Annotated in this window: 10 protein-coding genes and 2 pseudogenes; all 12 read right to left on the reverse strand. The window is 45.5% G+C overall.

Annotated features, from left to right (window positions below):
• Positions 1–30 precede the first annotated feature (30 nt).
• The 12 genes and pseudogenes from Nant_RS00500 to glmU all read right to left on the reverse strand — a co-directional run bounded on the left by Nant_RS00500 (position 31) and on the right by glmU (position 12,546).
• On the reverse strand, positions 31–1,521 hold the full coding sequence (locus Nant_RS00500) for an FMN-binding glutamate synthase family protein (RefSeq protein WP_054339685.1): 1,491 nt from the start codon (positions 1,519–1,521) through the stop codon (positions 31–33).
• Between the two features lie 123 nt (positions 1,522–1,644).
• Positions 1,645–1,972, reverse strand: a pseudogene (locus tag Nant_RS20910) (ribbon-helix-helix domain-containing protein).
• A gap of 83 nt (positions 1,973–2,055) precedes the next feature.
• A pseudogene (locus Nant_RS00505) lies at positions 2,056–2,627 on the reverse strand (DJ-1/PfpI family protein).
• Positions 2,628–3,053: 426 nt separating this feature from the next.
• Positions 3,054–3,410, reverse strand: a complete 357-nt coding sequence (locus Nant_RS00510) for a Na+/H+ antiporter subunit G (RefSeq protein WP_054339686.1) — start codon at positions 3,408–3,410, stop codon at positions 3,054–3,056.
• Between the two features lie 56 nt (positions 3,411–3,466).
• On the reverse strand, positions 3,467–3,736 hold the full coding sequence (locus tag Nant_RS00515) for a K+/H+ antiporter subunit F (RefSeq protein WP_054339687.1): 270 nt from the start codon (positions 3,734–3,736) through the stop codon (positions 3,467–3,469).
• Positions 3,730–4,233: a Na+/H+ antiporter subunit E gene (locus Nant_RS00520; protein WP_054339688.1), complete on the reverse strand. Its 504-nt coding sequence runs from the start codon at positions 4,231–4,233 to the stop codon at positions 3,730–3,732. The genes Nant_RS00515 and Nant_RS00520 overlap by 7 nt, the downstream gene beginning before the upstream one ends.
• On the reverse strand, positions 4,233–5,741 hold the full coding sequence (locus tag Nant_RS00525) for a monovalent cation/H+ antiporter subunit D (RefSeq protein ID WP_054339689.1): 1,509 nt from the start codon (positions 5,739–5,741) through the stop codon (positions 4,233–4,235). Before Nant_RS00525 ends, Nant_RS00520 begins: the two co-directional genes overlap by 1 nt.
• A complete protein-coding gene (locus Nant_RS00530) occupies positions 5,741–6,106 on the reverse strand; it encodes a Na+/H+ antiporter subunit C (protein ID WP_054339690.1) in 366 nt (121 codons plus the stop codon). The genes Nant_RS00525 and Nant_RS00530 overlap by 1 nt, the downstream gene beginning before the upstream one ends.
• The gene (locus tag Nant_RS00535) at positions 6,106–8,901 is read right to left on the reverse strand and encodes a monovalent cation/H+ antiporter subunit A (RefSeq protein WP_054339691.1); all 2,796 of its coding nucleotides are present in this window, start codon (positions 8,899–8,901) and stop codon (positions 6,106–6,108) included. The genes Nant_RS00530 and Nant_RS00535 overlap by 1 nt, the downstream gene beginning before the upstream one ends.
• 109 nt (positions 8,902–9,010) lie before the next feature.
• Positions 9,011–9,250 carry a hypothetical protein gene (locus tag Nant_RS21645; protein WP_054339692.1) on the reverse strand — a complete coding sequence of 80 codons (240 nt, stop codon included), beginning with the start codon at positions 9,248–9,250 and terminating at the stop codon, positions 9,011–9,013.
• A 92-nt stretch (positions 9,251–9,342) separates the two neighbouring features.
• On the reverse strand, positions 9,343–11,169 hold the full coding sequence (gene glmS / locus Nant_RS00545) for a glutamine--fructose-6-phosphate transaminase (isomerizing) (RefSeq protein ID WP_054339693.1): 1,827 nt from the start codon (positions 11,167–11,169) through the stop codon (positions 9,343–9,345).
• A 12-nt stretch (positions 11,170–11,181) separates the two neighbouring features.
• Entirely contained in the window at positions 11,182–12,546 is a 1,365-nt protein-coding gene (gene glmU, locus Nant_RS00550; protein ID WP_054339694.1) for a bifunctional UDP-N-acetylglucosamine diphosphorylase/glucosamine-1-phosphate N-acetyltransferase GlmU, read from the reverse strand.
• Between the last annotated feature and the right edge of the window lie 6 nt (positions 12,547–12,552).

Raw genomic sequence — 12,552 nt, forward strand, 5'->3', positions numbered from 1 at the left:
TCTCTGCTAACGTTTAATAAGTTGCGACGATTAATACTCAGGGTACAGAATATTTAAAGGCACGGAGCTACCGCCGTCCATAACAATAGCAGCATGATGACGCTTCAACTGACGCGGTTCTGAGACGCCACAAGAGTGAGCGATCATCTCAACTTCATGAACCAGGTTATGATGAAAATGAGCTACTCGTTCTGCCTTCACTTCTGGAACCAGACCTTGCTGCAAATCAGGATCATGCGTGGTAATTCCCGTTGGACAGGTATTTTTATTACATTGCAGAGCTTGGATACAACCCAGCGAAAACATAAAGCCACGCGCACTCACAACAAAATCAGCACCGATGCAAATCGCCGCCGCAACATCCGTCGGATTAATCATTTTCCCAGAAACAATGACTCTGATGCGGTCACGTAATTCATGCTGATGCAGCTTATTGACCAGAATAGGCAGACTCTCACGTACAGGTAGCCCGACATTATCCATCAAAGGCATGGGAGCCGCGCCTGTTCCTCCGTCCGCACTATCCAGCGTAATAAAATCCGGTGCACTTTCAATGCCGCGTTGGTTAATCTTTTCACAAAATTGATCTAACCAATCGGTTGTACCTAATACTAATTTAAATCCACACGGCTTACCCGTCACACGACGAATGCGCTCCACGGTATCCAGAAGTTCATCGACTGAGGCTATATCTGAGTGCCTGTTAGGGCTTATAGAGGCTTGGCCTTCGGGAATACCCCGAATCTCGGCAATCGCTTTAGTCACCTTCTCAGCAGGTAAAATCCCCCCTTTGCCTGGTTTAGCGCCCTGAGACAGTTTAAGTTCAAACATACGTACGCGAGTGATGGCCGCTTTCTCTCTTAACTTATCATCACTCAACTGGCCATTTGCATCTCTGACACCATACTTGGCAGTACCAATCTGAAACACCAGGTCACAACCTCCCTCCAAATGAAAAGGAGATAACCCACCTTCACCGGTATTCATCCAGCAACCAGCCTTAGCGGCACCATAGGAAAGTGCCTGAACAGCGGGCTTAGATAAAGCACCGTAGCTCATCCCTGAAATATTAAAAAACGAGGGCGCATCATAAGGATGTTCACAATACGGCCCAATGCGGGACGGCTGTGATTGCGCAGAGTCTTCCGACAATGTAGGAAAAGGACAATTCAGAAAATAATGGGTGCCAGGCTTACGTAAATCACGCGTGGAGCCAAACGCTATGGTGTTATCCAGGTTTTTAGCCGCACGATAAACCCAACTGCGCTGCGCACGATTAAACGGTAGCTCTTCCCTATCCATTGCAAAAAAATATTGACGAAAAAACTCACCCAAGTGCTCAAAAAGGTAACGGAACCGGCCTATCAATGGATAGTTACGCCGGATAGTTTGAGTCGTCTGATGCTTATCATGGCGATAGAGAACAAACCCGGTTATCGCTAAAGCTACAACGACGAGCAGAAATATAACCCCGATCGTTGCGATAAAATTAATAGCAAAAATAGTTACTGTATCGTTCACGTAATTTCTCCCTACTGAATAGTAGAGCTATCCTACCCAGTGAATAGGTAAAGGTGAACTTATTTAACGCTAAAGTTAATGTGGGTTTATCGGGAATAAAAACCCATCGTCAATTCAGATAAACTAGTGATAATCTCGTTTTTCACACGCCAATATAGGTTCAACATCTAACGAAGAGAGTGCAACACGGTCATCTATAGGAATCTGTCCACTCAATTGCAATGCTAGATAGCGCATACAACATACGCGAAGAAACGACGTGAAATTACCTAAATCATGTTCGGCATCGATTGATTCATGGTAAAGCCGTGTGATCATTTGAGGAATATTCATACCGTCTCGACCAGAAATAATTTTCTAGCCGGATACTCGTCACCATTCCATCGATACGCAAAGATCGGGTGCTACTTGACCAAAGTTCAGCATTCGCCTGAATAAAGAGTTTACACACGGGCATTCTCCGTACTTTTTGACACAAAAGGTAAGACGGCTTAATTAAAAAAACCGCCTTCCTTTCACAGTCATGTCACCTTATTAGCATTTATTTAACAATATCATAAACTGAAATAGCCATGCAGGATGTGCAGGCCACGCCGGCGCTGTCACCAAATTTCCGTCCGTTACCGCTTCAAATATTTCAATGTCTGCAAACGTACCACCAGCACTTTCCACTTCAGGTTTACAGGCAGGATAAGCTGAGCATTGCTTACCTTTCAAAACGCCTGCGGCTGCTAACAGCTGCGCGCCATGACATACTGCGGCAACGGGTTTATTGGTGTCGAAAAAGTGCTTAACCATAGCAAGAACCTGGGGATTCAACCTCAGGTATTCAGGTGCTCGCCCACCGGGAATGACCAGCGCATCATAATCTTCCAACACAACGTCATCAAAAGTCGCATTTAATGCAAAATTATGGCCGCGTTTTTCCGTATAGGTCTGATCACCTTCAAAATCGTGAATGGCGGTTACGACTGTGTCACCACTCTTTTTACCCGGGCAGACAGCATCCACCATATGCCCACCGCCATTAACGTCTGAAAAGGAACCATGGTTTCATAGTCCTCGGTAAAATCACCTGTAATCATTAATATCTTTTTATTATTCATAATGTTGCTCCGATGCTCGAAAAAATAGTACGAACGACTGCCAACAAGTCATTGTTAACGGTCAGACATCAAAGAAAATATCATGTGCTAAAGCGCGAGTGGTATTACTGGAATACTACAGAGTCAAGAATTAAAGAGTTAAAAAAGGAGGTTTGTTATTGCTGCAGCTCAAAGAGTACTACAGCAATAGCTAGGGTCCAACTCCCGAGATTAATAAGGCATTAACCAATACTTATTTAAATCTCAGGGACTTTATGCCTTACGCGATGGTTGGGTCGGGCTTCACCATTCTCCGTGAAATCTAGTCCTGAAGTAAGCTGAATTAAGTAAACTGTCCCCGGATTCCCTCATTGTTTAAATACCCTGCTTAGTGTCTTCTAAGGACCGGAGGCAGGGTCGCTGTTTGATGGATTTGAATATGGTTGGCTACGGGTTGATTCGATCACGTGCACGCTTTGTCAGGGCTTTGTTTGACGTTTTATCGAGTATCTCCAGGTTATGGTGCATCGCCGTTTTAGCCAGCATATGGGCGGTAACAGGCGCAGTAATGAGCAAAAATAGTGTAATAAGCAGTTCATGCAGACTTAAATAACCTTGTTGATAGGTGACAAGTATCACCGACGCAGCAAGCAGGCAACCCATCCCCAACGTTGTCGCTTTGGTTGGGCCGTGAAGACGGGTGTAAAAGTCGGGGAGTTTTGCCAAGCCCAGTGAGCCAATCAATACAAATACGGCTCCCACCACCAGAAATACTGATACTACTAATTCAATCCAAAATTCCATTCTATTATCCTGACTTTTAAGCTGAATATGGTTGTCATATAGCTTTAAGTGACTGCTTATTCGATCAGATCGCCACGTAAAATGTATTTGCACATGGCAGCGGTACTCACAAACCCCAGCATGGCAATTAACAATGCAGCCTCAAAATACAGGGTTGTACCTGAATAAATGCCAAACAATATGATCAACGCAATGCTATTAATGTACATGGTGTCGAGTGCCAGAATGCGGTCAGGTCTGCCTGGCCCAATAAACAACCGCCATAAGTTGAGGATTAAGGCGATGCAGACTAGCGTGGTTGCAATCACTATTGCGGTACTTAGCATTTGAAAATCTCCTTAAGTGGTCTCTCATAGCGATGTTTGATTAAGGCGATAAGCTCTTCTTCATTCGTCAGATTAAGCACATGTACATAGAGCCATTTTTTGTCTTCGGAAATTTCTGCGCTAACGGTGCCAGGTGTTAAAGAGACCGTACTGGCCAGTATAGTGATCGGAAGTTCATGTTCGATATCCAGTGGGATGGCGACAAAGGCAGGCTGCAGTTTTTTAGCAGGGCCTATTACTAATACCGCGACCTCAAAATTAGCCACAATAATGTCAAAGATCACCATTAATACATAGCGAATGGTCGCTATTGGCTTACGAAAGCCGGGTTGCGGGTCTTGCATACCCGATGTCAGTAAAGGAATGGCGATTGCCAAAAACGCCCCTAATACTAAGTGGCCAGGTGCGACAGTATTATTCAGCAATAGCCAGGCAATAAAAAGGATAACCGAGTGCATGGGCATGGGTAATAAATGAAAACTCGGTTTAGTTGTCATTATTCATTCCCTCCTGGAAGTAGAGCAGTCACTGTTGGGACCGAGTTATGCAGTTGAGCCGCTGCTAGATTGGTATAGTCTGTAACAGCCCCCCCAAACACGACCAACAGCGGTGATGCAGAGAGTAATAAAACAACGGCGATAATCTTCAGCGGGGAGATCTTCTCATTATTGGTATTTTCTCCTGCAGCTCGCCAGAAAATAGTGGTACCCGCACGGGATATGGCTACCATCGACGCTAGCCCTGCTAGCAGCACGACCGCCCATACCCAAGCCGTTTCAGCTAAGCCTTGAGTGGCTTGTAATATCAGTATTTTGCCCACAAAACCTGATAAGGGTGGCATACCCACTGACGTGAGTGCGGCAATAAAGAACGCAATGCCTATGAATTTTCCATACCTCATTTTGCGCGCGATCACATAGCGATCTTCGGCTTTGCCTCGTTGCTTACTAATGAGATCTGCGATCAGGAATAGTGCGCCTGTCACCAAAGTCGTATGCATCATATAGTAAAGCGCTGCTGAGGTGGCTGATTCACGTTGCATGGCAATCGCCAGCATAAGTGTCCCTACCGAGACGATGACTAAATTGGCAGCGGTTAGCCTTAAGCTCGGGCTGGCAAGTACACCGATGGCTCCCATGGTTAACGTTAACAGCGCCAATGGCCATAACCAAGGAATGGCAATACTGGCAAGGGCTCCGGCATCTTCGCCAAAGATGGTCGTGTGTACACGTAAAATACTGTAAACACCTACCTTGGTCATAATGGCGAAGAGTGCTGCAACCGGAGCACTGGCTGCTGCATAGGTTTTGGGTAGCCAAAAATGCAATGGCAGCAAAGCCGCTTTTAGCCCAAATACTACCAACAATAATAGACCGCCGGCTTTCGCTAAGGCTTGTTCATGTTCGTCTAAAAACCTTATTTTGTTGGCCATGTCGGCGATATTAAGTGAGCCGATGGTGCCGTATAAAATACCCAGTGCAAACAGGAAGATACTCGAGCCGACTAAGTTAAGAATCACATAATGCACATTCATTTTGGTTTTCTGTTTACCGCCGCCATGTATCAATAGGGCATAAGAAGCAATCAGCAGCACTTCAAAGAAAACAAACAGATTAAAAATATCCCCTGTTAGAAACGCACCATTAACCCCCATGATCTGGAACATAAAAAGTGGGTGAAAATACATGCCATCTTTATCTTCTCCTGCACAGGCATATAACTGTGCACACAATCCAAGCACCGAGGTTAGCAATACCATCATGGTTGATAGTCTGTCGCCGACCAGAGTGATCCCGAAAGGCGGTTGCCAGCCACCCAATATGTACAACTGGGTTCCCTGCTGATGGCTGGTGAGCAAAAGCAAAGCAGATACTGTGACGAGAAGAAGCATGATCGAAACGGCAAAAATACGCTGTCGTGTGATGGAGTTACTTAACGGCGGCAGTAGCATAAAGACTGCCGCCAGCATCGGTAATAAAATGGGAAAAATAGCTAAGTGTTGCATTAACCATTCCTCTTATCTGAAACACTGAGTCGGCGGGGCTGGTCGGGCATTTGACCGTCTACATGATCATCCCCTTGGTCCGCTCGTGAGCGCATTGCTAATATCACCACAAATGCCGTCATGGCAAAGCCGATTACAATAGCGGTTAATACCAGTGCTTGCGGTAATGGGTCACTGTATTCAGCGGATTTTCCAAGTACTGCCGCACCATTGAGTTTTAGGCGGCCACTGGCGAATAGAAACAAGTTTACTGCGTACGACAGCAGGGTTAAACCAATGACAACGGTGAATGTCCGTCCTCTTAGTACGAGAAAAAAACCACACGTAGTCAATACACCAACACAGAACGCATAAATCGCTTCCATTAATCGTTCTCCTTCATTTCAAAGCGTTCGCTAGTGGTTAGCTTGCCCAAATTTGCCAGTATTAACATCACAGAGCCCACGACCGTTAGGTAAACGCCTAAATCGAACAACATAGCACTGGCGAGTTCGAACTCTCCAATCCAGGGTAAATTGAAGTGATCAAACCAAGTGCTCAGGAATGGTTTGTCAAATATCCAGCTGCCTAAGCCTGTCGTGGTCGCAATTAATATCCCGCCGGCAATGAGCCATTGGTAGTCGATTTTGATTCGAGGTTTGATCCACTGAACACCGTGTGCAATATATTGCTGAATAATCGCCACGGCGGTAATAAGACCGGCAATAAAGCCACCACCGGGTACGTTATGGCCACGTAAGAAAATATAAACGGATACCAGTATCGCTAAAGGAAGAAGGCTCTGTGACACCATTTCAAGCATCATAGGATGAGGATCATTACTCCAGGCGCGTCCGTCGTCGTCACGTACAGGCATGTAGATACGCATTTTGGCAATCAGTTTAAAAATCCCTAATGCGGCAATACCCAGTACGGTAATTTCACCGAGTGTGTCGAAGCCTCTGAAATCGACCAAAATGACATTCACCACATTGGTTCCACCGCCACCGGTTTTACTGTTGGCTAAGAAGAAGTCTGAAATCGTATCCAAAGGCGTTGTGAGCATGGCGAAACAGATAGTGCCTATGACGCAACCTAATAGCCCTGAAATTAATAAATCTCCGCTTAAACGCCTGTTAGTTGACTCTTTCTGTGTACTTTGCGGTAAAAAGAATAGCGCGAGAAGTAACAAAATAATGGTGACTATTTCAACTGATAGTTGCGTCAGGGCTAAATCTGGTGCTGAAAATTTAGCAAATATCAGCGATACCATTAACCCCACAACAGACAAAAATATCAGCGCAAGAAATCGCCGTCTGTACCATATTACGGTTGCGATGGCACTCAATACCAATAGCACGGCCCCGGTGACGGTTACACCGTCAAGCGGGATTTGAGGGCGTGAGCCTGTGTTCTGAACCAGGTCAAGCAGGGGTAATCCCGCCATGACCAATGTGAATAACAACAGTAAAAAGATATACCGTTGCAAAGAGCCATTTTCCAAGGCGCTTATAATGCGCTCAGAAGCGTTGACGATCGATTGAACAACGCCTTCAAAGATATGTTTTGCATCAGGCTCATCGAATTGTGATTGAAACTGGAAAAGATGACGTCGGTTGTAGTAAATAGTTGCGCCTCCCACCATGGCGAGGAAGCTCATGAACAATGGTATGTTAAATCCGTGCCATATAGCCAAACTGTGAACAGGGACATCATGAGTCAACACTGCAGAAGAGGCGACATGCAATAGGTCACCGACAACATAGGCAGGGAATATCCCCACCAGTAAACAGAGGCCTACCAGAATCTCGACCGGCACCTTCATATAACGCGGAGGTTCTTTTGGGGTTTTAGGAAGGTCTATCGGCTCACCGTTAAAGAATACATCATGAATGAAGCGTAATGAGTAGGCGACAGAAAACGCAGCGCCGACTGTGGCTAACAGCGGAATCATCCAAGACAGAGAGCCCAGCGTACTTTGGTTAAGGGTTTCAGCAAAAAACATCTCTTTTGACAGAAAGCCATTCAATAAAGGGACGCCCGCCATTGATAGCGCCGCGACGATGGCCAGTGTCGCGGTATAGGGCATGTATTTCATCAGGCCATTGAGCTTGCGCATATCCCGTGAGCCAGACTCGTGATCAATGATTCCGGCAGCCATAAACAACGAAGCTTTAAAGATAGCGTGGTTGATAATATGGAATACAGCCGCGACTGCGGCAAGATCCGAGTTAAGACCTAATAGAAGAGTAATAAGCCCTAGATGGCTAATCGTCGAATAAGCAAGAAGGCCTTTTAGATCATGCTTAAATAGGGCGACATATGCACCTATAAGTAGTGTTATCAACCCGGTTAGACTAACAATCATAAACCACAGGTCCGTACCAGCCAATGCGGGATAAAAACGAGCCATGAGGAAAATACCCGCCTTTACCATAGTGGCGGAATGTAGGTAGGCACTTACCGGTGTAGGTGCCGACATGGCATGGGGTAACCAAAAATGAAATGGGAATTGTGCTGATTTTGTGAATGCACCTAACAGTACCAATACTAATGCTACTGGATAAGCGGCGTGTGATCGAATTAGGTCACCACTCGCTAATACCGTATCGAGGTCATAACTATCGACCATATTGCCGATCAGCAATAGCCCTGCGAGTAGAGCAAGTCCACCAGCTCCTGTCACTGTTAGGGCCATTCTCGCGCCTTTTCGGGCCTCTGATTTATGAGACCAAAAGCTGATCAGTAAAAAAGAGCTGATACTGGTTAATTCCCAGAACATCCATAATTGAATCAAGTTATTTGATATGACAATACCGACCATCGCGCTCATAAATAGGATCAGGTAAGCATAGAAATGTCCCATCGAGTCTTTTGCTGACAGATAGTACCGGGCATATAGAATTACCAGCAGTCCAATGCCGAGTATCAATAATAAAAACAGTAGTGACAATCCATCGAGCCGAAATGAAAGATCCAGCCCTATAGCGGGAATCCATTCAATGGTTTGCCGAATGGCTTGACCATCAAATATATCCACTGCATACATGAGTACTAGAATGAGTGACCAGGCGGGTAATAATGCAACGGATAAAGTACAGATATTGCGGCCGAAACGCTCTGTAAACAAAGGGACTAATGTGCCAATAAGGGGTAGTAGTACGACCCATAGCAGGTTCATATGAGGGGGTAACTCCGGATTAAATGGCGATATAACAAATAACAGACTGATTTATAAGTCATGTCTGGCGTTGTTTACTATACACATAGTACTGATTTGGTCAAAAAAACTATAAAGCTTTTGCTATGGAACATACGATTAAGTTAACAATTACCTGACAAAAACCTATATTCAAGAAACACTGGGCAGTGAGCGTGCGAATACGGCAAGCAGATTGTCGCTGCACCGGCGCGACAATTAACAAATGATTTTGGGCGAGATTTTTCCGAAAAACAACTACGCCGTATGATGCAATTTCACTATCTACGCTCAAGTCGGCTTTTTTTGATCTTTCATTTTCAATTGTCATCCACCTAGTAAACCTTTAATTACCACTTTGATAATTAAAGGTTCCGACAGACTTTATTCTTCACTATCAATTATTCAGAAAGTCAGGGAGTGTTATTCTACCGTTACTGATTTTGCCAGATTACGCGGCTGATCAACATCCGTACCTTTTAATACAGCAACATGATACGACAACAATTGCAGTGGAATGGTGTAGACAATAGGCTCAAGTATTTCTGGCATTTCTGGCATCCCTAATACGTGGATACCATCTCCAGCCTGAACTTTTTGGGTGCAACCTGCAAATACGAAAAGCTCTCCACCGCGAGCACTCACTTCCTGTAAATTCGCTTTGAGTTTATCCAGCATGTCGTTTCGTGGCGCAACAGCCACTACTGGCATATCTTTATCTACCAATGCTAACGGGCCGTGTTTCAACTCACCGGCGGGGTAAGCTTCGGCATGTATGTAAGAGATCTCTTTTAATTTAAGAGCACCTTCCATCGCAACCGGATAAAGCGTTCCACGTCCCAGAAACAAAGAGTGATGTTTTTCAGCAAACGCTTGCGACATCTTTTCAATATCAACATCCATTGCCAGCGCCTGCTCTATCAGTGCAGGAAGCAGCATAATAGATTCAACTATTTGGCGCTCTTTCGCTTGCGTCATGTTAAAACGACGGCCGATCACGACGGTCGTTAACAAAAGACAGACTAACTGCGTCGTAAAGGCTTTTGTTGAGGCAACCCCTATCTCGGGGCCGGCATTGGTCATCAGAAACAGGTCTGACTCTCGCACCAATGAGCTACCAGGAACATTACAGATGGTCAGACTGGCCAGTATCTGATCTTTTACATCGCGTAAAGCCGCCAGTGTATCGGCCGTTTCTCCCGACTGGGAAATGGAAACAAATAATGTTCCCGCCTGAATCACCACCGGACGATAGCGATACTCACTCGCCACTTCCACATGACAAGGTATGCCTGCTAAACCTTCCATCCAATATTTAGCAATCATACCCGCATGGTAACTGGTACCACAGGCAATGATCTGAATCTGTTTCACCTGATCAAAGATAGCACTGGCCTGTTCGCCAAAAGCTCGTTCATTGACCATTGCATCCTGTATACGATCTTGGAAAGCGGCCAGCGTTACGGCGGGTTGCTCATAGATCTCTTTCAACATGAAATGTTTAAATTGACCTTTATCTGCAGCGGAAATACCGTGTTCGTATTGAGAAACGGCGCGCTCAACAGAATTTCCAAGCACATCCCACACCGTGATTTCATCTCGGGTCAACAGAGCCATATCGCCCTCTTCGAGAAACATAAACCGATCGGTAACGGGCAATAGAGCTAATTGATCGGAGGCTATAAAGTTTTCGCCAATTCCCACACCAATAACCAAAGGGCTGCCCTGTCTCGCAACAATCAGCTCTCCTGGTTTATCTTCATGAATAACGCCTAATGCAAAAGCGCCTTCCAATGAAGCAACGGTTTGCTTAACCGCCGTAAGATGATCGGCACCCGCTTTGATTGCCCGGTCAAGTAAATGCGCAATGACTTCAGTATCTGTTTCAGACGTGAACAAATATCCAGCAGCCATTAACTCAGCTTTAAGTTGTTCGAAATTTTCAATGATGCCGTTATGCACTACGGCCAGTGCACTGCCTGACATGTGCGGGTGAGCATTGTGTTCCGTAGGCTTGCCATGCGTCGCCCAGCGGGTATGTGCAATACCCGCCGAACCTGGCAAAGGCTGAGCTTCTAGTGCATCCGCCAATGACTGTACTTTGCCTGCACGCCGCAAACGCTGAATAGACTCGCCATTCCAGACAGCCATACCTGCAGAATCGTAACCTCTGTATTCTAAACGGCGGAGACCTTCTAATAAAATACCTGATACTGAACGCTCAGCCGTTGCTCCAACAATGCCGCACATAATTGCTTCTCCTTAGCTTTTCTTGACTGGGCGCTGCCAGTTAGACAGGTTCGTTTGTTTACCGCGAGCGACGGCCAAATGGCTGTCAGCTACTTCTTTTGTGATAGTAGAGCCGGCACCGACTGTGGCCCCTGAACCAACCTTAACAGGCGCAACTAAAGAGGTATTAGAGCCGATAAACACATTGTCACCAATATCAGTTAACGATTTATTCACACCATCATAATTACAGGTAATGGTACCGGCACCAATATTTGTATTTTTACCGATAATTGCATCACCCACATAGCTCAGATGACTAATCTTTGAACCTTCACCAATAATGGCTTTCTTGGTTTCAACAAAGTTACCCACTTTTGCGCCAGATGCCATCTGTGTACCCGGGCGAATTCTCGCAAAAGGACCCACATCACAACAAGCTCCAATAGTGGACTCTTCAATAATGGTATTTGCCTTAATGCGCGAATTTTCACCAATCACTGAATTTTTGATGATGCAGTTTGGTTCAATAACCACGCCACGCTCCAAAACAACATCACCTTCAAACACTACGTTAATATCGATAATAACATCACCCGCGACGGTCACTTTACCTCTGATATCGACACGCGAAGGATCTGCCAATGTTGCACCATCAAGCATTAACAGCTGTGCTTGCTGTAATTGATACCAACGCTCCAGTTCTGCCAGCTGAACACGATTATTAACGCCCTGCACTTCCTGCTCACAAGCCGGATGTTGCGTTTCAATAGAGATGCCCTGTTCTGCTGCCATGGCAATAATATCTGTCAGGTAATACTCACCTTGCGCATTATTAGCAGATAACAGAGGAAGCCATTTCAACAGTAAATGGGTAGGTACGGCCATAATACCGGTATTCACTTCAGTAATAAGCAGTTGAGCAGCCGATGCATCTTTCTGCTCAACAATCGCTATGACGTCATTAGTAGCGTTACGGATGATTCGGCCATAGCCTGCAGGCTGCTGTAAATGAACTGTCAATAAACCCAGATGCCCTGCAACCGCGCTAGATACTAGTTGCTGCATGGTATCAACACGTGTCAGAGGAACATCACCGTAGAGTATTAAGGTAACGCCCTCAGGATCAACATTAGGAAGCGCCTGAGCTACGGCATGCCCGGTGCCCAATTGTTGTTCTTGCAAAGTAAAGGTTACCCGTTCTTCTGATAAAGCACCCTGTAGTAGCTCGGCACCATGTCCGATAACAACATGTACGCTCGCACCCTTTATATTCCGGGCTTGATCAAGCACATGTTTAACCATTGGCTTTCCAGCCACGGCATGAAGTACTTTTGGCAAGGAAGATTTCATTCTGCTTCCCTGTCCTGCTGCAAGAATTACAATATCCGTTGTCATTACCTA

This window comes from Neptunomonas antarctica, assembly GCF_001305295.1.
In the GTDB taxonomy this organism is placed as follows: Bacteria; Pseudomonadota; Gammaproteobacteria; order Pseudomonadales; family Balneatricaceae; genus Neptunomonas; species Neptunomonas antarctica.

Bases quoted from the DNA above. Each gene is read 5' to 3' on its own strand.
- Nant_RS00520 (WP_054339688.1), bottom strand. From the start codon at position 4,233: ATGACAACTAAACCGAGTTTTCATTTATTACCCATGCCCATGCACTCG.
- glmS (WP_054339693.1), bottom strand. From the start codon at position 11,169: ATGTGCGGCATTGTTGGAGCAACGGCTGAGCGTTCAGTATCAGGTATT.
- glmU (WP_054339694.1), bottom strand. From the start codon at position 12,546: ATGACAACGGATATTGTAATTCTTGCAGCAGGACAGGGAAGCAGAATG.
- Nant_RS00510 (WP_054339686.1), bottom strand. From the start codon at position 3,410: ATGGAATTTTGGATTGAATTAGTAGTATCAGTATTTCTGGTGGTGGGA.
- Nant_RS00515 (WP_054339687.1), bottom strand. From the start codon at position 3,736: ATGCTAAGTACCGCAATAGTGATTGCAACCACGCTAGTCTGCATCGCC.
- Nant_RS00530 (WP_054339690.1), bottom strand. From the start codon at position 6,106: ATGGAAGCGATTTATGCGTTCTGTGTTGGTGTATTGACTACGTGTGGT.
- Nant_RS00525 (WP_054339689.1), bottom strand. From the start codon at position 5,741: ATGCAACACTTAGCTATTTTTCCCATTTTATTACCGATGCTGGCGGCA.
- Nant_RS21645 (WP_054339692.1), bottom strand. From the start codon at position 9,250: ATGACAATTGAAAATGAAAGATCAAAAAAAGCCGACTTGAGCGTAGAT.
- Nant_RS00535 (WP_054339691.1), bottom strand. From the start codon at position 8,901: ATGAACCTGCTATGGGTCGTACTACTACCCCTTATTGGCACATTAGTC.